This window comes from Bacillus sp. PPSBB_2 (assembly GCF_045291115.1).
GTDB classification, from domain to species: Bacteria; Bacillota; Bacilli; order Bacillales; family Bacillaceae_G; genus Bacillus_A; species Bacillus_A cereus.
Genome location: NZ_CP147983.1, coordinates 196921 through 218215, shown reverse-complemented (window position 1 = coordinate 218215; position 21295 = coordinate 196921). Strand labels below are relative to the sequence as shown.

The window sequence follows — 21295 nt, the reverse complement described above, 5'->3', positions numbered from 1 at the left end:
ACGGACAAGCAGTTGTAAAAGAACTAAATGAACTATAAAAAGGAGTGAAGAAATATGATGAACATGGTGAAAATGATTTTACACGCTTTAGTCGATGCAAAAGCAGTTAGCCAAGAATTAAACCAACAATAAAAAGTCTAGTGGTAATAAGTCAAGAGTAAAACAAGACTGATTTTTTCTAGGTGCGATTTTTTCAGCATACGGAAATAGACCCGACCAAAAATGAAATTTTTTCGGGCCGTTTCCAAGATTGCGTCAATAACAAAGTGTTATTTTTCTATCACGCTCCTTGGTGGCGTGTAGAGTTGATGGTTACGTAGTAGCGTATCCACCAGACGCACAAATTTTCTTGCGGTTAAGACGATGGCTCTTTTGTGTTGATGTTTGGGTGTTTCTTTGTATTTCTTTTGATAAAATGCTTGATATTCAGGCAAATATCTTCTTACTGAATTGGCAGCCTCAACTAAGTAATAGCGAAGATAACGATTGCCTTGTTTGGTTAAGGGCGTATTTTCAGNCCCAGAAGCTCATTGCGTAACCACAACCTCGCCTACGAGAATACAATGACAACTTTTGGGGGCTACCTTTTGAACTACTATCCAAAAGCCCAATCAGTTATCGAAACAGCTAGTGTGTTGGTAGTGATAGCAATGGCTCGGGTAACAGACTTTTTATCGTAGACAGAGCTACAGGGGAAATGAGCAAATTCCCGATGGATCCTTTCCATACATCCATTGTATCTGGGAAATTCAATAATATCGAAACAAATTCCGTAAGGAATCTTGTTATCTATTTTTTTTAAAATCAGGGTAATTAGAAAGCAGAAATACTGATCTAAACTATATTCTACGAGGGGTATATGAATATGAAGAAAGCCATTATTATAATTGCAAGCACAGCAATTACCTTATACACAATAAAAAAGAGAAAAAAGAAAAATAATGAAAATGTTCTATATTATCCATACACGCTATTAGAGAAAAAATAAAAGACAAGGTACCCTATCGTAATGAGGATATCTTGTCTTTTATTTTTCCCCTATTCCTTTAGAGGATTTCCTTCTCCTTTTCCCGAATGTATTAAGCGGGATTTTTACACATATTTTAAAGGGGCATATATACAAATGGATACACAACAACTATATTTTTTAAACGATATCGGTAAACAAAAACCAGAAAGTATTCGGAATAGAAGCGCTGCATGTCCATTTTGCGATAAAGAACAATTAACGGATATTTTAGCAACTGATGGTTCTATTATTTGGTTAAAAAATAAATTTCCTACATTACAAGATACATTTCAAACAGTGTTAATCGAAACCGATAATTGCGAAGATCATATCGCAACATATACAAAAGAACATATGAGAAAATTACTGCAATTTTCTATTCAACATTGGTTACACTTACAGAAGAACGAAGAGTTCGCATCTGTGATTTTATATAAAAATCACGGTCCATTTTCAGGTGGAAGTTTGCATCATGCACACATGCAAATTATCGGAATGAAATATGTAGATTATCTTGAAAATATTGAAGAAGAAAATTTCCAAGGGTTAATTGTTCAAAAAAATGAACGCATTGAGCTTAATATTTCAGAGCGTCCCATTATTGGCTTCACTGAATTCAATATAATCATTGATAATATTTCATATATAGATGAAATGGCAAATTACATTCAGCAAACTGTACGTTACATACTGACAGATTTCCATAAAGGATGCAGTAGTTATAACTTATTCTTCTATTACTTAAATGGAAAAATTATTTGTAAAGTTGTACCTACATTTGTCGTTTCACCATTGTATGTAGGATATAAAATACCGCAAGTTTCTACAAAACTAGAAGAGGTGAAAATACAACTCACGCAGTATTTCACGAAAGAAAAGGATGAAATTATTCATAAAAAAACAGAGTAGGTATAGAAAACCTACTCTTTTATTACACCTTTATTTCGATAGTACACATCTTCTAATCCGATGTTATACTTCATGTTATTATCCGTCCACTCTGGCCCTAAATTCCCTGGCCATCCAGATGTATTCGCTATATATTTCAGTAATGCAAAATCAGTCAAACCTTTTTGCACCCCACGCTTATATCCTTTCATTAAATGCGGCATTGCAATTTGCGCATTTGTACGTGGATCTTTCAGCTCATCATCAGTTAAATGTTCTGGTGCAAGCCCGCCGCCGCGGTGTAGTTGAAACAATCCGAATGAAGTTCCATTATCTCCAACACTTCTTGGATTTAATCGACTTTCATGCTCGGCAATTGCAAGAGGTATCCATTCTGGAAGATTTACTTTCTTCGCTTCCTCTATAATGATTTGTTTCATCTGTTTTGCTTCTTCTGAATCAACATAGCTTGTTCCATTCACTAGCTTATCCATTCCTTCAGACTTTCCTTGGAAATATAAATATACTCCAAGAACAACTAAAAATCCTACAAAGAATTTCTTCACTACCTCTACCTCTTTCTCCGCTGAAATTTGTCCCCTTTCAGCCTTCCCTTTACAATTACCTACATTCTATTACTCTTTTATCATAGCAAATAACTATACATATTATCATCATGCTTTAGACCGATTTTGTGAAAAAACAGCTGGTAAATACGGGCAAAAATGTAACTTTCATAGACTATAACGCATTTATTGTATATAATTGTAAACTGAACTCTATATATAGAATAGGAGCGTACAAAATGAAAAAATGCCTAACACTCTTGTTCAGCATTTTACTACTCATCCCTACCTACACCTCTGCACAAACATCATCAAAACCAAAAGTACTTGTTTTGTATAGTACACAAGACGATAAAGTTTCAAATAATGTCCAAATCCTTAATACTCAATTAGGACATTTTACAAATGATATAACCGTAAAAAAATTAAAAGAAGCAACTTCAATTAATAACGTATCCTCCTATACACATATTGTTTATATCGGTGAAACAAAAGAAGCGTTTTCTGATGAAACGAAACAATTTCTAGAAAACTTCTCCGGCCCTATATTAGTATTAGGACAAAATGTTGAACAATTATCTAAGCGTTTTTCTTTCATTACTTTGAAGAGTGATGATATACGAGTTAATAAAATTGAATATCCAGACAAGAAGCTAAAAAATACCTTAGAAGAGGAACGATTAATTCAATCATTTGATACGAATGGAACTGTGCTTGCTAACGCCTTAAGCTCAAATAACACTAATCCACTAATTGTTCAGCATGAAACATCTTATTATGTTGCAACACCTAACCTCTTTGACTGGATGTCTCATTACGTCGGTGAAATGTTATTTTCTTATTTCGGCCAAAAACCAACGAAAAATAAAGTTGAAGCTTATTTACGCCTTGAGGATGTTCACCCAGCAGCAGATATAAATCAATTGAAAGAAATTGCTGAATTACTAAAAGAGAAAAAGATGCCTTACATGATTACTGTTATTCCGGTATATAAAGATCCAGATACAGGAAAGATAATACATTTAAAAGATAGACCAGAACTAGTTGATCTTTTACGCTCTATGCAAGATGATGGTGCAGCAATTATTATGCATGGTTATACTCACCAATTTTATGACAGTGAAACAGGTGAGGGCTTTGAATTTTGGGATGTAAAAACAGATCAACCAATTCGCCAACCGAAGCATGAAAAACCGAAGACAAAAGATGACTTTCCAAATATAGAGGCATATAACCAATATGTAAAAAAAGGGGAAGAATTCGAGGAAAAATATACGAAAGATCATATCGAAAAAGGAATTCAAGAACTTGTAGATGCTAAACTATATCCTGTTGCCTTTGAAGCACCTCATTACACGATGTCTCAAAAAGGATATGAAATATTATCAAGGTACTTTTCAACTTATGTAGGACAACTACAGTTAAATGATACAACTTGGAAATCCATGCACTCACCATATTATACAAGTACTCCGTCATTTTTACATGGAATGAAACTATTGCCTGAAACAGTCGGATTTATTGAAGAAGATACGCCACAAACTATTGCTAAAATGAAAGAACGTGCTCTATCTGTTTCTAAATTATCAGATGGAGTTATTGGTGCATTCTATCATCCTTACTTAGGTGTGAAACCATTAAAAGAAGTATTAAAGGATCTAGAAAGTATTCCAAATATAGAATGGATTGATTTACAAAAGGAAAAGAATGAAGTAAAAATGAAAGATATTCATATTACGACGAATAAAGACGGCATTCACGTTGAAAAACCAACCAGTGCGAATGACATAATTGATTATATAAAGCAATATGGCTTCTTCCTTATACTGGGGTTCGTTATCATTGTCTTTCTTTTATTATTAAAACGTGCGAAAAAATTAGAATCCTAATACAAAACCACCGAGCGGAACGCTCGGTGGTTTTTTTCATATATCAAACCGTGGCATTTTATTAAATAAATTCAACTTTTACTTTTTCCGTTACATTATGAAAATTATAATTCTCCTATCCTTTCAAATAAAATCGACTTGTATTTTCATATATTGTTTCTGCGACCTTATCAATGGATATGTTTTTTATAGAACTAATTTCCTTTAATACCTCTCGAATCATTCTTGGATGCGTTATAACACCCTCTTGAAATTCCCACGGTCCATCTGTTTCTACCATCATATATTCAAGCGGATAATACGAAACGATTTTTCTAATCTTCTCCTTATGTAAAACATCCGGTGTAATCGAAATATAATAACCATTTCTCATCATCCGTTTCATTGTTTCATCGCTTCCTTTAAACCAATGGAAGTGTGCACGTGAAACTTTATATTTCTCTAGCAAATCACATACAATGTCAGCATCTTCATAAACTGCGTGTAATACAATCGGCAAATTATACTTACTAGCTAGTTCTATAAATTTTTTCAATACAGCTATGTATGGATCTGCAGCAATTCTTTCATCTTCTTTTCTCAAATAATAGGGCAAACCTACTTCACCAATCGCAACAATTTCCTCTGCGTTCTGTTCAATAAGTTGATAAATCTGTTCACACTCTTCTTTATGAATCTGTTGCTCTGGATGAAACCCTATCGCTGGATATATAAAGGGATACTTCTTCGCTAAAGATAACGTTTCCTTACAAGATTGATAATTCATAGATACTGCAATAAGCCCCTTTATTTCATTACTATTTTCCACCTCTTTCAGTAATCTGCTCTTCTCTTCATCCTTATATTGATCAACATGTATATGACTATCAATCCATTTCATCTTTATGCCCCCATAAAAAAAACAAGAAAGGACTTCCTTTCTTGTTTTAGCATCTATATTATTTAACAATTAAGTTTGTTATGATATCAAATAATCCAATACACACTACGGCAACAGTAAAGTAGCTACAGAAATCTTTAATTGGTAACTTCACTACTTCTTCTTTACGCATCCCATTCTTCTCCCTTCTTACTAGATCCCTAATTATTTTTCTATCTGTATCTATTATGCAAAAAATATGACAAATTTACTATCGAATTAACTTACGTAAACCTTACAATGTTGTAAGGTTTAAAAAAGGATCCCCATCTTTATTCAGATGAGGATTATTAAAAATTAGTTGGTTTTTCATTCTTCATTACAAACAGAAAGTAATACATTGAGACTTTCTAGTTACACTATATGAAAATTACTATCTTTTAACTATCGAATTACATTACAGAAGGCTTACATGTTTGTAAGTTATGTGTAATGTAATTCGATAGTTCCCCTTACTTATATTTCGTACAATAAAGTTAGGAAGTAAGCCAAATAAGAAGAACACTCACATAACCAAATTACATTGCTAGTAGCTACTCTTCTTATACCTTTCACCCATGCTACTACAATGTACCCCCTTCCTCTTTATATAATAAAAAAGCCTTAGTCTATATGGACTAAGGCTTTTTTGTTAATCTTAAAAATACCCTTACCCAGTATTTTTATTTTCGACAAAAAATAGCTGGGGGTATATTTTACTATCTCATCGTTAAAAGTTTGCTCTTCGCATTTATAGGAATATTTGCAACCTCAATCTCTTCAATCGATTCACCGTAACGTCCTTTTGCAAAAACCTTTAATGCTTCATCTCTCTTTAACATATGCTTAACCGTTTTCTTTATTTTCTGCTCTCTACCACGTTCATCGAATGCAATAAATTCATATTCATACCACTCATCACCAATATGCTGACCAATTGTATTCACAACCGTATAGTATTCTTTCGTCTTATAAAATGGATTATATTTATCGATAACCGGTCCAAGTTTCGTAGGCAGTAACATTACTACTATCACTATCATCGCTATTATAGTAGTGATCATTTTTTTCTTCATAGTAAACATTCCTCCTCTGCAGGATATATATACATCCATTTTAAAAAGGGGGAATAAAATCTACTATTGAATCTCATTACATTACACTTACATTTTTGTAAGAATTAAAAAAGGTGAACGAATTTGCTCGTTCACCTTTTAGCTTGCTTTAAAGCCACCGCCAAGTACATCACGTACATCATGTATAACAACGAAAGAATCTTCATCTACCCGACTAATAACTTGTTTTAACTTAACAAGCTCTTGTTTATTAATAACAACATATAAAACTTCTTTATTTTTACCAGTATATCCGCCGCGCCCTTCTAATACAGTAACACCGCGTGTCATATTTTTCGTAATAGCTTCACGAATTAAGTCTGGTTGATTCGAAATAATCGTAACAGCCGTTTTTGTGTCCATTCCTTCTACAATGAAATCAATCACCTTCGCTCCAATGAACACAGCTACAAGTGTATACATTGCCTTTTCTTGCCCTATTATAAATACAGAACCAGCAATTACAACAATATCAATAATTAGTACACCTTTACCCACACTCCAACCTAAATATTGATTTGCTAACTGAGCTAAGATTGCTGATCCTCCCGATGTACCTCCGGCTTTGAACATACAGCCTAATCCAATACCCACAAATAAACCAGCAAATAAAGCTGCTAATAATGTATCACTATTTACATGATACTCAATATGTTCTGTAACGTATAAAAACAAAGATGTTTCTACAATCCCTAAAATTGTATAAATCATTGTTTTCTTATCAAAAAATTTATAACCAATAGCTAGTAAAATTGCATTTATAGCAAAATTCACAATCCCTGGTGACCAATCAAATAAGTAGTACGTAACAACCGTTAAACCAATAATTCCACCTTCCGATAAACGGTTTGGAATTGCAAAGTAATTAATACCAATTGCGAATAATAATGAACCAATTGTAATTAGTGTTATTTCCTTTATACGTTGATTAACCATAGTTCATACCCTCCCCCCATTTGACATTGTATCACTATCTCCTAGAGGTTTAGAAGTGGTTTTTATTCCGCATTTTCCCTCTTAAAAATTGAAATATTATGTTTAAACAGAGGGTTGATTAATTATTCATATTTGCTCTAACTACATGGACAAATCGCTCCACATTCCCTTTCTGAATATGCTTAGCTCTAACCGTTTCATGATTATAAGTAAACTCAAAGTACGAATGAAAATCTATGCTATCTATATGCAAATATGGGTACTCTTTAAATGTTGAAGGATAGTACGGAAATTTCCCGTAAAAAAGGAGACGTCTAGTAGTGGCAACAAAAATTCCATGTTGGTAACATAACATAAAATTATCCTTCTCAAAGATCCCTACTACAAAGGCTAACATTTTTTTCGTTATCCTCTATATACTTGTTCACACTTAATAAAAGTTCATTCATGCATATCCCTCCAAATACTATTCTTGAAAAGAATCCATGGATTGTTACAAACCGGTTTAACTCCTTTATAAAGTATGAAACGCGTTTCCTGTCAAAGGTATTTCAAAAAAATAATCCGTTATGCGATTATACACATAACGGGTTAAAATTAAACTGTAGAGCGTTCCACAAGTTCGTATGGAATTTCCAGCTTTTCTTGTTCAGAACTCTCTTCATTCACTTTTCTATGCAACATTTCAAAAGCAGTTTTCCCTATCTCCTTTAAATTTTGATCAATAGTTGTCAATTGTAACACTTGCGAGATAGGTTGATTATCAAAGCCAATAATCGCTAAATCCTCAGGAACTTGAATCCCTAATTTTTCAACCTCTGTCATAACCCCAATCGCAACTTCATCGCCTGCTACTATTAATGCTTCAGGAAGATCCTGCATCTCTTTTAACTTATGAGCCACTTTCACACCATCTTCTAGTGTAAAACATTCTGTAAAAATCCATTCTTCATTAACCTCTTCGTCTATAGATTGCAATTGCTGTTTATAAACATCAAAACGCTTTTGACTACTCGGCCCTAATTTTCTTCCCGTACAATAACCAATTTTTTTTATAACCTTTCTCAATCAAATAATCCATTCCTAATTGAAAGGCCGCTGAATGATTCGTATATACACTTGAGATGTTTGAAATATCATTATTATCTTCACAAGCAATTATTGTGCCGTAAGAAGCATACGGTTCTATCGTTTCCCAATCATTTGCACGTGAACAAATAATAAGACCATCCAATTGTTTTGTTTTTAACATATGTAAACTTTTCATTTCTTCTTTTTTATTATAATTCGTTTGGCAAAGTAGCACCCTGTAATTATGAGTTAACGCTCCCTCCATCATTCCCCCTACCATTGCATCAAAGCTCGGGTGATTAATGTAAGGTAGAATTACACCAACAATATTCGTCTTCCCTTTTGATAAATGAACAGCATTTGCGTTTTGCGAGTAATTCAATTTCTCAACTATCTCTATAACCGCTTTTCTTTTTTCTTCACTTACATATGGGTGATCATTCAACACTCTCGAAACAGTCGTAACTGAAACTCCCGCCATCTTTGCGATATCTTTAATATTAGTCATACACTCACCTCTATCTTTAACTTAATGAATCCCATGAACATATGTCAAATCTTCTTATCATTACACCTTCATTCGTTTCTCTTACAAAAGTGTAATTTTTCTGTAAGCTAATTCGATAGTGACTTTCCGCAACATTTCATACAATTAAGTCAGAAACAAGGTAACAACTATTCGAAAAGGAGCGGATTAATATGATGAACAAAATAAAAACGAACAATTTCTTACATACAATGGGCATGGTATTTTCCGCTCTTATCGACGCAAAAGCTGTTGCTTCTACATTAAACAAGTAAGGAGAATGTATTATGAATAACATCACTTTTAACAAATTAGATTTTTTAGGACTAGCTAGTGGCTCGATTCTTCTTACTGCTTTTATTTACGCCGCTACGCTTGTATAACTTTGTGTCCCCTTTCCCCTTTATATAGAAAAAGACGACCGTCTATGCCCGGTCGTCTTTTCTTATTTTTGATTTGATTGCAAAGCTTCTTTTAACTCCTCAAACTTCTCATTTAATTGATCTGTCATCATTTTCATAGCAGTTTTTCGATCTATTTGTTCTCCAGCCTCAATTTGAATCGGATCTCCAAAAATCAATTGTGCCTTTTTCCCCTTTATTAATTCTTTTACACTTGATGGACCAACATAAGCTGCCGGCACTAAAGGTACATTAGAACGCATCGCAATTGTCACAGCACCCGCTTTTAATGAAACATCTTCCGCTGATCTCGTTCCACTCGGAAAAATCCCTACTACCTTTCCTTCTTTTAATAAACGTGATGGAATTTTAAGTGTACTTGGTCCCGGATTCGCGCGATCTACAGGGAATGCATTTACATTTTTAAAGAACCAATTTTTGAATTTCCCTTCAAATAATTCTTTTTTTGCCATGTAATGAATTTGAGTTGGGTACATCCCTGTAGCTAACATTAATACATCCATAAAACTTGTATGTGTACACGCAACAACATACGGACCACCTTCCGGTAACTTTTCTCTTCCTTGCACTTCTACTTTCCCAGCTGTTTTAAATATATATTTCAACAAAAATGTAATTGGTTTATACATTGGTTTCGTTCCTTTCTAAACATCCGAAGTATAATCATATTCTTATAACGATTATAACACTAAGTTTTAGGAGTTGGTAATAAAATTAAGTATGAATTGTTAAATTTCAATTCTTACAAAAGTGTAATTTTCTTGTAAGCTAATTCGATAGTTACTTCTCACTATATTTCATACAATTAAGTCAGAAACAGGGCAACAACTATTCGAAAAGGAGTCGATTGATATGATGAACAATATGAAAATGAACAATTTCTTACATACAATGGGCATGATATTATCAGCTCTTTTCGACGCAAAAGCTGTTGCTTCTACATTAAACAAGTAAGGAGAACTCATTATGAATAACATCACTTTTAACAAATTAGACTTTTTAGGATTAGCTAGCGGCTCTCTTCTTACTGCTTTTATTTATGCTGCTATGCTTGTATAACCTTGTGTCCCCTTTCCCCTTTATATAGAAAAAGACGACCGTCTATGCCCGGTCGTCTTTTTAATTTTTTCTTTCTTTCAATTCTTTTAAAAGCTGTATTAGCTCAGCTTGTTGTTTTATCTTTTTACGACCATTTCGATTAATTGCTGCAAGCTCACAGGCAACTCCGACGGCGAAGAAAAACAATAAACTTTCTAACATGTGAAATCCTCCATTTGCCTATTAAACAGCTTGACGTAATTGTTCTTCTTGTAAAACTCTCTTATTTATATTTTCTTCTTTTCTCTGACAAACGTTATTGCGAATAAGCGCTGCAATAACAAGTACAGTCCCTATAATATCAAACATTGTGATTTGATACCCTTGCATCATCATAATAGCTAAAGTCGTAATTGGTACAAAATTAATAAATAAAATCCCATTAATGGATGATAAAATTTTCACACCATAGTTCCAAGCAAGTAGCGCTACAATACCTGGCAATGTCATCATAAATAACAAATCATATTTCACAATAGAAATCGTTCCCATACTCGGAACTGAAATATATCCAAGCGACGTAATAATTACCGTTATAATCGCTGTAACAGTCGTACCGAATACACACGTCAACGTAGAATAACGTAATGTTGACCAATCACTACAAGTTTGACCACCCATCGTATAAATAACCCACCCTACAACACCAATAAATATAAACGCTAATGGGAACATATTATCTTTCAATGTTACAAAGAAACTCATGTCACCTTTTGTAATAACAAACACAGCTCCTACAAAAGCAATAACCATACTCGTTATCATATACTTCTTCGGTTTTATATGCTTATATCCCCATAAAATACAAATAGAAATCATCGGCATAAGTGCTTCCATAATGGAAGCTACCATTACACCCGACTTACCCATTAACATTTGCCCTAAAAATATGAGGACATTATATACTGTAAATGCCATCGTTCCAAAAAAGACGAGTAACTTTCCTCTTCCCTCTAAACAAAATGCCTGTTTTCCTTCTTTCACTAACAACAATACAATCAGCATTATCGCCACTGCTCCATAGCGAATAAGCGAAAAATAAAATGGATCTATGTATTCTAGTGCATGATCAGCAACTGGAAACATCGCTCCCCATGACATACTCGCAATTAAACACGCCAAAGCCCCTATTATCATTTGACCTCTTCTCACCGCAATCCCCCGTTTCTTTCTATTTGCACAAAGAGAATTGTAAAAGAAAAAATATATCACGTAAAATGATTCAAAATGATGTTAACTATCATTTATAATGATAGTTAACATCAAGGGGGATTACAAAATGGAATTACGAGACTTACAAATCTTTAAAAGCGTTGCCGATCAGGGTAGTGTAAGTAGCGCAGCAAAGGAATTAAATTATGTACAATCAAATGTAACTGCACGTATTAAACAACTAGAAAACGAATTAAAAACCCCACTCTTTTACCGCCATAAACGAGGAATGACTTTAACAGCTGAAGGAAGAAAAATGCTCGTTTATGTTAGTAAAATTTTGCAAGATGTCGACGAACTAAAACAAGTATTTTTAGATAGCGAAACACCTTCTGGTATATTAAAAATCGGTACAGTCGAAACAGTAAGTACACTGCCTACCATTTTATCTTCTTACTATAAAAGTTATCCGAATGTCGATTTATCATTACAAGCAGGTCTAACAGAAGAATTAATTAGAGAAGTACTTGATCATCAATTAGATGGCGCCTTTATATCAGGTCCTATTAAACATCCACTAATCGAACAATACGATGTTAGTACAGAGAAATTAATGCTTATAACACAAAATAAAGCCTTTCATATAGAAGAATTTACAACAACGCCTCTACTCGTTTTTAACCAAGGATGTGGATACCGCTCCAAACTAGAACGTTGGCTTAAAGATGAAGGTTTGCTACCAAAAAGAATTATGGAATTCAATATATTAGAGACAATATTAAACAGTGTTGCACTCGGTCTCGGAATTACACTCGTACCACAGTCTGCTGTCCATCATCTTTCTAAAGCAGGTAAGGTACATTGTCATGCAATCCCTGAAAAATACGGCAGTATTTCAACGGTTTTCATACGCCGTAAAGATAGCTATATGACGAATTCAATGCGTAGTTTTTTAAAAACAATTGAAGACCATCATCATATCAATATGCTGTGAAAGACATTCTTACATGAATGTCTTTTTTTCTTACAAAAGTGTAAGTCTTTCGTAAGCTAATTCGATAGTTGCAAGTATCCATATTCCCTATAATTAAGACATAAGCAGGGCAACAACAACTCGAAAAGGAGCGGATACGCATGATGAACAATATGAAATCAAATAAATTTTTAAATACAATGGGCATGGTGCTATCCGCACTTGTCGATGCAAAAGCTGTTGCAACTACATTAAACAAATAAGGAGAGATTATAATGAACAACATTACTTTCAACAAATCAGACTTTATCGGACTTGCAAGTGGAGCTACTCTTCTTACGGCTTTCATTTATACACTTGCTCAAGGTCTTATTTAACACTTTGTTTCCCCAAACCCCTTTATATATAGAAAAAGCTGCTCGTCTTATAGACAAGCAGCTTTTTAGTTTGTCCCGCTTTAATGGGCAGTAAGACCCCCACCTCAAAATTCAGCGAAAGCAAAGAAGTTAGGTAGGGGTCGGGCTGCCCATTAAAGTCCGATTGGTTCAACTAATAATCAGTGGGGGATGAAGAACCCCCCACTGATTAAAGTTTCACTTTATTTCATATACAATTTGACCTGTTTTCGTAATATCATATCCGCCAATCGCATTTAATTCATTATGAAATTCTTCCGATTGCAGAATGTCTTTCACAACTTCAATCAGCTCTTCATTTTCTTTATTCTTCAAAATTACTAAATCATACTGTTCTTTCATGATTGGAATAAAGTCCACATTTACAATTTGCGAAAACTTTTCTGAACCTACTCCTACATCAGCTTTTCCATTTGCAACTTGCGTGGCAACACCAAGATGATTCGATTCTTCCCATTCATATCCACTAATATCAGCTTTATTTAATTTTTGGATTCGTAATTGTTCATCCACTAACACTCTAATACCAGAACCCTTTTCTCGATTCACAAACTTTATAGTGGACCCGGATATGTCAGCCCATGTCTTTATTTTCTTCGGATTTCCTTTTTGAACATAAAACCCTACATTTCTGGACAATAAATTAATCATAAGACATGGCTGTCCTACTAAAATACGTTTTACGTAAGGAATATTATATGTACCCGTTTCACCATCAAACAAATGCAAACTAACGATACTTCCTTCTCCTTGATACATTTTCACTAAACTCGTTAAGCTACCTTGATACGCTCTTAAAACATTAGAACTTGGCAAACGATTTTCTATACGTTTAGCTAACATATCTAACGTTAGTTCTTGACCACTAATAATACACGTGTTCAAGATACTACTACCATCGTTTTTTACAGGATTAACTTGTACTTTTCCTGTTTTCATTTGCTTTATATATTGATCTAAATCTGCTGCATCAATGCGCATCTGTCTACCAACTCTATAAGAAGGAAGTTCTCCTTTTTTAATTAAGTCGTATACAGTTAATTTTGATACTTTTAATCGCTTTGCTACTTCTTCCGTTGTGTAGGAATGATGATCCATAGACGATTCCTCACTTTCTCCTTTCATTGTAACAAAGAAAAGAATATTTCTCCTATTTTTTAAAAATAGATATATGTTCAAATTATATTCAATTATAACCAGTTATAATTAGTTATATTTAGTTATAATTAGATGTATCAAAATGAAAGGGGATTTTTTTATGAATAAATTTATATTACGTTCCATCGGGGCACTTATACTTTCTTTCCTTCTTATATTTAGCGCTGCTTGTACAAATGGGGAAAAGCATACAAAGTCAGCTGCTAAAGAGGATAAAACAGTTGAACTAACTATCTCAGCTGCTGCAAGCTTACAAGATGCATTAAAAGAAATCGAAAAACAATATAAAGAAAAAGAGCCAAATATCAAACTTTCTTTTAACTTCGGTGCTTCTGGAGCACTTCAACAACAAATTGAACAAGGTGCACCTGCTGATTTATTCTTCTCAGCAGCAGAAGATAAATTCCAAACCCTTGTAAAAAAAGGATTCATTAATGAAAAAGAAGGGAAAAATCTTCTTGGAAATGAACTAGTTCTAGTCATCCCTAAAGATAGTTCTCTTACAAAATTTCAAGATTTAAAAGATGAGAAAATCAAAAAAATTGCACTTGGTACACCTGAATCTGTACCTGCTGGCAAATATGCAAAGGCTTCTCTAACACACGAAAACCTTTGGAATGATGTTCAAAATAAAGTCGTATTTACAAAAGATGTTCGCCAAGTGTTAACATATGTAGAAACAGGGAATGTCGATGCTGGTATCGTATACAAAACAGATGCTCTCATTTCGGATAAAGTAAAGATTGGTGAGACAGCAGCAGCTACTTCTCATGAGCCAATCCACTATCCTTTAGGTGTTATAAAGGAATCTAAACATAAGAAAGAGGCGACTTCATTTTATGAGTATTTGCAGTCAAAAGATGCACAATCTATCTTTAAAAAATATGGATTTACAGTCCTGTCGTAATTACTATGAGCATTGATGCTATTTTATCGCCTGTCTTTCTATCTTTAAGAGTAGCTGCATGCGCCACTATTCTCGTTACAATTTTAGGGACAATTGTCGGGCGAGCACTAGCTCGCTCCTCATGGCGATATAAAGTACTATTAGAAACCATATTTTTATTACCAATGGTACTTCCACCAACTGTTATCGGCTTCTTTCTCATTATCATCTTTGGAAACAACAGCCCGATCGGAAAGTGGGTTGAATCATTATTTCAGCAGTCTATTATGTTCACATCTACTGCTGCGATTATTGCTTCTACAGTTGTTGCATTTCCGCTTATGTACCAATCAGCGAAAACGGGATTTTCTATCGCAAATGTACAAATTGAAGAAAGTGCTCGTGACCTTGGCGCAAGTGAATATCAAGTTTTTCTGCACGTTACACTTCCGCTCGCATTTCCTGCCTTACTAAGCGGGATGATTTTGAGCTTTGTCCGCGCGCTCGGTGAGTTTGGTGCTACACTTATGTTTGCCGGGAACATTCCTGGTAAAACACAGACAATCCCAACTGCAATTTACATGGCTATTGATGCAAGTAATATGCAACTCGCATGGACACTTGTAGTTATTACTATCGGTATGTCACTCGTATTTCTACTATGTATTCAACTTATTAATAAAAGAATTACTAACTCTTAAAGCAGCTTTTTTCAAAGCTGCTTCTTTATTTCTTAGGAAATAAAATATACCACCGGGAAATAACTGAATTTTATCTCTTATTAAAATATACATTTTATTTGAATTCACTTTCTAAAATAGGCAATTTCCTGTTATTATATGGAGGTGTTTCAAAAAATGAAGAAATGAAAACGCATTTATATCGTGAATTCTTCATCCTGTTTTAGCGATCGGTAATCTTCTACTCTATTAGTGGGGCATTACCGATCGTTAGAACGATATGTAACTATATTGGTATAGCAAACCGAAGGGAGTCTTGTAATGGACATTTTATTAGCGCTTCTTCCTGCAATTGCATGGGGAAACATCTTATTAGTAAGCGTAAAAATGGGCGGTGGTGCATATAGCCAAACGGTAGGTATGACAATCGGTGCTCTATTCTTCGCAACAATTATGTATGTATTTACTCAACCAGCTTTAACAATGACAATCTTAATTGTTGGTTTTATTTCAGGTTTATTCTGGGCTTTAGGACAAGTAAACCAATTAAAAACAGTTGAAAAACTAGGTGTTTCAACTACTGTAACGATTTCTACTGGTATGCAACTTGTTGCAACTTCTATCTTTGGGGTTATCGCTTTCCGTGAGTGGACTACTACTACAACGATTATTCTGGGAACGATTGCAATCCTATTAATCGTAGTTGGTGTTGTATTCACATCATTAGATGATAAAGAAAATGCTCAGCCACCTGGACAATTGAAAAAAGGACTTCTTACTTTAATTGTTTCTACTTTCGGCTATCTTGTATATGTAATTATTATTCGTTGGTATAATATCGATGGTTGGTCTGCTATTTTACCACAAGCAGTTGGTATGTTTGTTGGGGCGGTTGTACTGACATCTAAACATAAACCATTTAACAAATATGCAATCCGTAATGCTTTATCTGGTTTACTATGGGGAACTGGAAACTTATTCTTACTTCTTTCACTACCACGTGTCGGAGTAGCAACAAGCTTCCCATTATCTCAAACTGGAATCGTTATCTCAACATTCGGTGCGATTGTATTCTTAGGTGAAAAGAAAACAAAACGTCAATTGATCTTTATTGCACTAGGTAGTGTTTTAATTATTGGCGGCGCTGTATTACTTGGTATGACAAAAGCATAATCTTATATTCTATTAGTAAACCCCTGGAGCATATGTGCTTCAGGGGTTTTTCAATTCTAATTATTTTCTAGATATAGTTATTTGTATGTTCTTGTCCCTTATAATTGCTCTTCCACTCTAGCAAACCAGCTACACATATAAAGAGATTAATAACAGCTAATATTAGCATGAATTTCCGCCTTCTCATTATCCATTCCATCTACGATAAGTCTTTTCTTTTTACAAAATTCTCTTAAAGATGTTATCGTTTTTTATAACATATCTCTACTGGAAAGGAATAAAGGATATGCTAACTAAACATCGAATTTTATTTATTGGTGCCGGTCGTATGGCAGAAGCTATATTTTCCGGATTACTTAAAACAAGCAAAGAGTACATCGAAGAAATTATCGTCTCTAACCGAAGCAACATAGAAAAGCTAAAACAGTTACAACATCGATATAATGTGTCCACTACAACAGATTGGAAACAGCATGTTACATCTGTTGATACGGTTGTTTTAGCAATGCCACCTTCTGCTCATGAAGAGTTATTAGCTGAGCTATCTCCGTTAATATCAAATCAACTAGTCGTAACAGTAGCAGCTGGCATTGGACCATCTTATTTAGAAGCTAGACTCCCAAAAGGCACGCCTGTTGCTTGGATTATGCCTAATACAGCTGCTGAAATTGGAAAGTCTATCTCCTTATATACAATGGGACAATCAGTAAACGAGATACATCAAGAAACCCTGCAACTACTTTTAAAAGGTATTGGTACTTCGCAACTTTGTACTGAGGAAGAAGTTCATCAGCTTACTGCAGTTACTGGAAGTGCACCAGCCTTCCTTTATTACTTTGCTGAAAGCTTAATTGAAGCAACAAAAAGTTATGGAGTTGATGAAGAAACCGCAAAACATCTTGTCATTCAAATGATTTCTGGCTCTGCTTCTATGCTTGAACAAACGCAAAATCCAGCTAACCTTCGCGAACAAGTAACAACGCCAGGTGGTTCCACAGCTGAGGGTCTCAAAACTTTATACGAATATAATTTTTCAGAGGCAATTCAAAAAGCAGTAGAAGCAACAAACAAAAAAGCTAGGGGGAAATAATATGATTTTAACAAGTTTAAAAGACTATACAACATTACATAACGGTGTAAAAATGCCTTGGTTTGGTTTAGGTGTTTTTAAAGTAGAAGATGGTTCAGAAGTAATTGATTCTGTAAAAGCAGCAATTAAAAATGGCTACCGCAGCATCGATACTGCAGCAATCTATCAAAATGAAGAAGGCGTTGGGCAAGCGATTCGTGAATCCGGTGTTTCACGTGAAGAATTATTTATTACCTCAAAAGTATGGAATAGCGATCAAGGATATGAAACAACACTTCAAGCATTTGAAACTACATTAGAGAAATTAGGTCTAGAATATTTAGATTTATATTTAGTACATTGGCCTGTAAAAGGGAAATATACTGAATCATGGAAAGCATTAGAAACACTTTATAAAGATGGCCGTGTTCGCGCTATCGGTGTGAGTAATTTCCACATTCACCACTTACAAGACGTATTTGAAATTGCTGAAATTAAGCCAATGGTCAGCCAAGTGGAATACCACCCACGTTTAGCACAAGAAGAGTTACATGCATTCTGTAAAGAACATAATATCCAGCTTGAAGCTTGGCCACCATTAATGCAAGGACAACTACTAGATAATCCAACGTTACAAGAAATTGCGACAAAATATAATAAATCAACTGCGCAAATTATTTTACGTTGGGATTTACAAAACGAAGTTGTAACAATTCCCAAATCAATTAAAGAACATCGCATTATTGAAAATGCAAACATCTTCGACTTTGAATTAAGTGCTGATGATATGAAAGCAATTCAAGCTTTAAATGAAGATCGTCGCGTTGGTCCAGATCCAGATAACTTTAACTTCTAGTAGAAAACTGAAAATTTAAACTATATTTCATTTAGTTGACACTTCATTATTCAAGGTGTAAGATTTTGAATTATCAAAGAAACACAAAAATTAATAAAATTTATTCGTTTACTCATTGTATCAAGAGAGGTGGAGGGACTGGCCCTTTGAAACCTCGGCAACAGGTTCATTTTGAATACTGTGCCACTTCCTGCAAGCTTTATGCTTGAAAGATAGAATGAGGGACTTCGTTTATATACGGGTGCATAACTTGTACGTAAAAATCCCTCTTTCTCAATATGAAAAGAGGGATTTTTTATTTTTCATTTCCCTCATCATCATCCAAACTTAATTATTTAGGAGGAAAATCAAATGAAAAAGAAGTTTGTACCCGGTATTGCATCAGTTGTAGGAGTAAGTATTTTATTAACTGGTTGCGGTAGTTATAAAAACGAAGCAAGCGGAGCAAATGCAAAAGACGAGGCACCTAGTAAACAGGTTTTAAACTTATCTTCACCTACTGAAATACGAACAATGGATACGGCTCGTGCTACAGATACTGATTCTGGTCAAGTAATGAGAAACGTATTTGAAGGTTTGTATAATCTTGGTGAAGGTAACAAACCTGTTCCTGGTGTTGCAAAATCTCATGAAGTAAGTGGCGATAAAACGAAATACACATTCCATTTGCGAGATTCAAAATGGTCAAACGGCACTCCTGTTACAGCTAAAGATTTTGTGTTCGCTTGGCAACGTGCCGTAGATCCAGCAACAGCCTCTGAATATGCATTTTTATTCTTTGATATTAAAAACGCAACAAAAATTAACAACAAAGAACTTCCAGCCGACCAACTTGGTGTAAAAGCAGTTGATGACCATACGTTTGAGGTAGAATTAGAGCGTCCTGTTCCTTATTTTATTAGCTTAACAGCGTTCCCAACATTTCTACCAATTAATGAGGAATTCTTGAAAGTACAAGGTGATAAGTACGCTTTAGAAGATAATACAATCTTGTACAATGGAGCTTTTACACTAAGCGATTGGAAGCACGAACAAAGCTTTAAATTTAAGAAGAACCCTACCTATTGGGATAAAGATACTGTCAAACTAGAAGAAATCAATTTTAATGTCGTAAAAGAAAAATCAACAGAAGTAAATTTATTCGAGTCAAAACAATTAGATCGTATAAAACTAACATCTGACTTCGTCGATAAATATAAAAAGGATGCTAACTTTAAAGAACGTCCAAACGTAGGCGTACAATTTTTACGTATGAATCAACAAAACAAAGTACTTCAAAACGTTTCTGCACGCCAAGCAATTGATCAAACAATTGATAGAAAATCCTTTGTAAATACGTTATTAAATGATGGCTCTACACCAACATTTGGTCTCGTTCCAAAAAACTTTGCAAAAGGACCTGAAGGAAAAGACTTCCGTACTGCAAACGGCGATTTAACAAAAGTTGATACAAAATCTGCACAAGAGTTATGGAAAAAAGCTAAACAAGAGCTTGGTTCTGAAAAGATAACATTAGAGAGGGTGTTGCAAAACTAAAATAAATATGCAATGTTATGAATCAGAAAAACTAGCTGAACATGCAATAGATAGCGATTTTGACCATACCAACGTGGCTGTTCCAGCCCTTTATCTTTGAGATGACTAAACTGTTGTTCAATTTTTCCACGCTCTTTCATCAACTGTTTGCCAAAGGTAGTTTGTAGAAAATGAGACACTACACGACGATGTGTACTTTTGATTGGTCCGCTATTACGCGGGTTAATTGGATTGATCGCAAAGATATCACATGCTCCGGCAATTTCATGAATGTGCTGACTATCATAAGCGGCATCTGCAACGGAAAATAACACATTTTGGTTTTGTATATCCCGAAGCAATGCAGGAGCTATTTTACTATCATGTACATTTGCGGTTGTAAATGCATACGACAATATAACACCTTCTGGTGTAGAACAGACATGAGTTTTATATCCCTTATACCAACCATAGCGAGTAGATTTTCCCCATTTCGCTTGAGAATCATATAAACTACTCCGTAAGGCTGTACTATCAATTAAAACGCACGGAATTAACCCTAAATTCTTTTCTTGAAGAATTTGTTTATGAAGCAACGGAATTTCTTCGTTGCGAAACCAAGTGCCTACACGTGAAAAAGTAGATATATGAGGAACAAGCGAAAGGCCACAAGATACACGAAATGAAGGATATTGATGTAAAAAACGAGTTAACTTACGTAATGAATTGATCTGGAATACCGTTTTTATAAAAAAACATTTGAGTAAAGCTTTTCTACAGATGGGTGGGCGGCCTGTCATAGGCGGAACGCCTCCAATGGTTAAACTGTCTACGTAGGCAAATAAAATTTGTAAAATGGATTGATTTTGATCAAAATTGGTTATCATACTAGTAAATCCGTCCTTTCTGGAGATAGTTTTAGGATACTATCATTCTTCCAGGAAAACGGGTTTCTTTATGCATTCATTTTTGGATATTTATGAGTTTTGCAACACCCTC

The 21295-nt window shown here is 34.5% G+C and carries 21 protein-coding genes, 4 pseudogenes and 1 riboswitch; of the genes and pseudogenes, 13 read left to right on the top strand and 12 right to left on the bottom strand.

Features of this window, described 5'->3' with window-relative positions:
- Positions 1-269: 269 nt before the first annotated feature.
- A pseudogene (locus V6946_RS01170) lies at positions 270-515 on the bottom strand (IS110 family transposase); the annotation flags it as partial.
- Positions 516-859: 344 nt separating this feature from the next.
- Between V6946_RS01170 and V6946_RS01165 the strand changes: the two are divergent.
- Together V6946_RS01165 and V6946_RS01160 are read left to right on the top strand one after the other, a co-directional pair.
- The gene (locus tag V6946_RS01165; protein ID WP_002023099.1) at positions 860-988 is read left to right on the top strand and encodes a hypothetical protein; all 129 of its coding nucleotides are present in this window, start codon (positions 860-862) and stop codon (positions 986-988) included.
- A gap of 135 nt (positions 989-1123) precedes the next feature.
- Entirely contained in the window at positions 1124-1918 is a 795-nt protein-coding gene (locus V6946_RS01160) for a DUF4931 domain-containing protein (RefSeq protein ID WP_366982196.1), read from the top strand.
- 11 nt (positions 1919-1929) lie between these two features.
- Here V6946_RS01160 and V6946_RS01155 read toward each other — a convergent pair whose 3' ends face one another.
- Positions 1930-2463: a transglycosylase SLT domain-containing protein gene (locus tag V6946_RS01155; protein WP_000713249.1), complete on the bottom strand. Its 534-nt coding sequence runs from the start codon at positions 2461-2463 to the stop codon at positions 1930-1932.
- A gap of 239 nt (positions 2464-2702) precedes the next feature.
- Between V6946_RS01155 and V6946_RS01150 the strand changes: the two genes are divergently transcribed.
- Positions 2703-4352 carry a DUF2334 domain-containing protein gene (locus tag V6946_RS01150; RefSeq protein WP_006919726.1) on the top strand — a complete coding sequence of 550 codons (1650 nt, stop codon included), beginning with the start codon at positions 2703-2705 and terminating at the stop codon, positions 4350-4352.
- 115 nt (positions 4353-4467) lie between these two features.
- Here the strand turns inward: V6946_RS01150 and V6946_RS01145 are convergent, their stop codons facing one another.
- The 5 genes and pseudogenes from V6946_RS01145 to V6946_RS01125 form a co-directional block, all read right to left on the bottom strand.
- Entirely contained in the window at positions 4468-5232 is a 765-nt protein-coding gene (locus V6946_RS01145) for a TatD family hydrolase (protein ID WP_016124200.1), read from the bottom strand.
- A gap of 737 nt (positions 5233-5969) precedes the next feature.
- Positions 5970-6326 carry a YxeA family protein gene (locus V6946_RS01140; protein ID WP_000728422.1) on the bottom strand — a complete coding sequence of 119 codons (357 nt, stop codon included), beginning with the start codon at positions 6324-6326 and terminating at the stop codon, positions 5970-5972.
- A 138-nt stretch (positions 6327-6464) separates the two neighbouring features.
- Positions 6465-7301: a YitT family protein gene (locus V6946_RS01135; RefSeq protein WP_000248038.1), complete on the bottom strand. Its 837-nt coding sequence runs from the start codon at positions 7299-7301 to the stop codon at positions 6465-6467.
- A gap of 118 nt (positions 7302-7419) precedes the next feature.
- Positions 7420-7750 (bottom strand): annotated as a pseudogene (locus tag V6946_RS01130) (PH domain-containing protein).
- Positions 7751-7898: 148 nt separating this feature from the next.
- Positions 7899-8880, bottom strand: a pseudogene (locus V6946_RS01125) (LacI family DNA-binding transcriptional regulator).
- A gap of 305 nt (positions 8881-9185) precedes the next feature.
- On the opposite strand from V6946_RS01125, the gene V6946_RS01120 reads away from it, so the two are divergent.
- Complete coding sequence (locus V6946_RS01120) at positions 9186-9281, top strand: DUF3948 family protein (RefSeq protein ID WP_001059999.1); 96 nt, start codon at positions 9186-9188, stop codon at positions 9279-9281.
- A gap of 62 nt (positions 9282-9343) precedes the next feature.
- Here V6946_RS01120 and V6946_RS01115 read toward each other — a convergent pair whose 3' ends face one another.
- Positions 9344-9949: a 1-acyl-sn-glycerol-3-phosphate acyltransferase gene (locus tag V6946_RS01115; protein WP_000277778.1), complete on the bottom strand. Its 606-nt coding sequence runs from the start codon at positions 9947-9949 to the stop codon at positions 9344-9346.
- 337 nt (positions 9950-10286) lie between these two features.
- Between V6946_RS01115 and V6946_RS01110 the strand changes: the two genes are divergently transcribed.
- A complete protein-coding gene (locus tag V6946_RS01110) occupies positions 10287-10379 on the top strand; it encodes a DUF3948 family protein (protein WP_081631312.1) in 93 nt (30 codons plus the stop codon).
- 60 nt (positions 10380-10439) lie between these two features.
- Here the strand turns inward: V6946_RS01110 and V6946_RS01105 are convergent, their stop codons facing one another.
- Positions 10440-10580: a YrzO family protein gene (locus V6946_RS01105; RefSeq protein WP_000894065.1), complete on the bottom strand. Its 141-nt coding sequence runs from the start codon at positions 10578-10580 to the stop codon at positions 10440-10442.
- A 21-nt stretch (positions 10581-10601) separates the two neighbouring features.
- The gene (locus V6946_RS01100; RefSeq protein ID WP_002180311.1) at positions 10602-11570 is read right to left on the bottom strand and encodes a DMT family transporter; all 969 of its coding nucleotides are present in this window, start codon (positions 11568-11570) and stop codon (positions 10602-10604) included.
- Positions 11571-11697: 127 nt separating this feature from the next.
- Between V6946_RS01100 and V6946_RS01095 the strand changes: the two genes are divergently transcribed.
- A complete protein-coding gene (locus V6946_RS01095; protein ID WP_000423031.1) occupies positions 11698-12564 on the top strand; it encodes a LysR family transcriptional regulator in 867 nt (288 codons plus the stop codon).
- Between the two features lie 254 nt (positions 12565-12818).
- Positions 12819-12920, top strand: a complete 102-nt coding sequence (locus V6946_RS01090) for a DUF3948 family protein (protein ID WP_001060017.1) — start codon at positions 12819-12821, stop codon at positions 12918-12920.
- 216 nt (positions 12921-13136) lie between these two features.
- Here V6946_RS01090 and V6946_RS01085 read toward each other — a convergent pair whose 3' ends face one another.
- The gene (locus V6946_RS01085; protein WP_006919713.1) at positions 13137-14057 is read right to left on the bottom strand and encodes a substrate-binding domain-containing protein; all 921 of its coding nucleotides are present in this window, start codon (positions 14055-14057) and stop codon (positions 13137-13139) included.
- A gap of 160 nt (positions 14058-14217) precedes the next feature.
- On the opposite strand from V6946_RS01085, the gene modA reads away from it, so the two are divergent.
- From modA to V6946_RS01055, 6 genes and pseudogenes are all read left to right on the top strand, one after another.
- Positions 14218-15024 carry a molybdate ABC transporter substrate-binding protein gene (gene modA, locus V6946_RS01080; RefSeq protein WP_006919711.1) on the top strand — a complete coding sequence of 269 codons (807 nt, stop codon included), beginning with the start codon at positions 14218-14220 and terminating at the stop codon, positions 15022-15024.
- A 5-nt stretch (positions 15025-15029) separates the two neighbouring features.
- On the top strand, positions 15030-15704 hold the full coding sequence (gene modB, locus V6946_RS01075; RefSeq protein ID WP_000020526.1) for a molybdate ABC transporter permease subunit: 675 nt from the start codon (positions 15030-15032) through the stop codon (positions 15702-15704).
- Between the two features lie 300 nt (positions 15705-16004).
- Positions 16005-16856 (top strand): GRP family sugar transporter, encoded by an 852-nt coding sequence (locus V6946_RS01070; RefSeq protein WP_000353544.1) that lies wholly within the window; start codon positions 16005-16007, stop codon positions 16854-16856.
- A 286-nt stretch (positions 16857-17142) separates the two neighbouring features.
- Positions 17143-17946 (top strand): pyrroline-5-carboxylate reductase, encoded by an 804-nt coding sequence (proC, locus tag V6946_RS01065; protein ID WP_000956253.1) that lies wholly within the window; start codon positions 17143-17145, stop codon positions 17944-17946.
- A gap of 1 nt (position 17947) precedes the next feature.
- Positions 17948-18781, top strand: coding sequence for an aldo/keto reductase (locus V6946_RS01060; protein ID WP_006919697.1), 834 nt, complete (start codon positions 17948-17950; stop codon positions 18779-18781).
- Between the two features lie 114 nt (positions 18782-18895).
- Positions 18896-19000, top strand: a riboswitch (SAM riboswitch).
- Between the two features lie 132 nt (positions 19001-19132).
- Positions 19133-20299: pseudogene (locus V6946_RS01055) on the top strand (peptide ABC transporter substrate-binding protein); the annotation flags it as partial.
- Positions 20300-20313: 14 nt separating this feature from the next.
- Here the strand turns inward: V6946_RS01055 and V6946_RS01050 are convergent.
- Complete coding sequence (locus V6946_RS01050) at positions 20314-21183, bottom strand: ISNCY family transposase (RefSeq protein ID WP_023520903.1); 870 nt, start codon at positions 21181-21183, stop codon at positions 20314-20316.
- Between the last annotated feature and the right edge of the window lie 112 nt (positions 21184-21295).

What these genes read in the sequence shown, in the direction of transcription:
- V6946_RS01165 (WP_002023099.1), top strand. Translation starts at nt 860, where the DNA reads ATGAATATGAAGAAAGCCATTATTATAATTGCAAGCACAGCAATTACC.
- V6946_RS01160 (WP_366982196.1), top strand. Translation starts at nt 1,124, where the DNA reads ATGGATACACAACAACTATATTTTTTAAACGATATCGGTAAACAAAAA.
- V6946_RS01150 (WP_006919726.1), top strand. Translation starts at nt 2,703, where the DNA reads ATGAAAAAATGCCTAACACTCTTGTTCAGCATTTTACTACTCATCCCT.
- V6946_RS01145 (WP_016124200.1), bottom strand. Translation starts at nt 5,232, where the DNA reads ATGAAATGGATTGATAGTCATATACATGTTGATCAATATAAGGATGAA.
- V6946_RS01140 (WP_000728422.1), bottom strand. Translation starts at nt 6,326, where the DNA reads ATGAAGAAAAAAATGATCACTACTATAATAGCGATGATAGTGATAGTA.
- V6946_RS01135 (WP_000248038.1), bottom strand. Translation starts at nt 7,301, where the DNA reads ATGGTTAATCAACGTATAAAGGAAATAACACTAATTACAATTGGTTCA.
- V6946_RS01120 (WP_001059999.1), top strand. Translation starts at nt 9,186, where the DNA reads ATGAATAACATCACTTTTAACAAATTAGATTTTTTAGGACTAGCTAGT.
- V6946_RS01115 (WP_000277778.1), bottom strand. Translation starts at nt 9,949, where the DNA reads ATGTATAAACCAATTACATTTTTGTTGAAATATATATTTAAAACAGCT.
- V6946_RS01110 (WP_081631312.1), top strand. Translation starts at nt 10,287, where the DNA reads ATGAATAACATCACTTTTAACAAATTAGACTTTTTAGGATTAGCTAGC.
- V6946_RS01105 (WP_000894065.1), bottom strand. Translation starts at nt 10,580, where the DNA reads ATGTTAGAAAGTTTATTGTTTTTCTTCGCCGTCGGAGTTGCCTGTGAG.
- V6946_RS01095 (WP_000423031.1), top strand. Translation starts at nt 11,698, where the DNA reads ATGGAATTACGAGACTTACAAATCTTTAAAAGCGTTGCCGATCAGGGT.
- V6946_RS01090 (WP_001060017.1), top strand. Translation starts at nt 12,819, where the DNA reads ATGAACAACATTACTTTCAACAAATCAGACTTTATCGGACTTGCAAGT.
- V6946_RS01085 (WP_006919713.1), bottom strand. Translation starts at nt 14,057, where the DNA reads ATGGATCATCATTCCTACACAACGGAAGAAGTAGCAAAGCGATTAAAA.
- modA (WP_006919711.1), top strand. Translation starts at nt 14,218, where the DNA reads ATGAATAAATTTATATTACGTTCCATCGGGGCACTTATACTTTCTTTC.
- modB (WP_000020526.1), top strand. Translation starts at nt 15,030, where the DNA reads ATGAGCATTGATGCTATTTTATCGCCTGTCTTTCTATCTTTAAGAGTA.
- V6946_RS01070 (WP_000353544.1), top strand. Translation starts at nt 16,005, where the DNA reads ATGGACATTTTATTAGCGCTTCTTCCTGCAATTGCATGGGGAAACATC.
- proC (WP_000956253.1), top strand. Translation starts at nt 17,143, where the DNA reads ATGCTAACTAAACATCGAATTTTATTTATTGGTGCCGGTCGTATGGCA.
- V6946_RS01060 (WP_006919697.1), top strand. Translation starts at nt 17,948, where the DNA reads ATGATTTTAACAAGTTTAAAAGACTATACAACATTACATAACGGTGTA.
- V6946_RS01050 (WP_023520903.1), bottom strand. Translation starts at nt 21,183, where the DNA reads ATGATAACCAATTTTGATCAAAATCAATCCATTTTACAAATTTTATTT.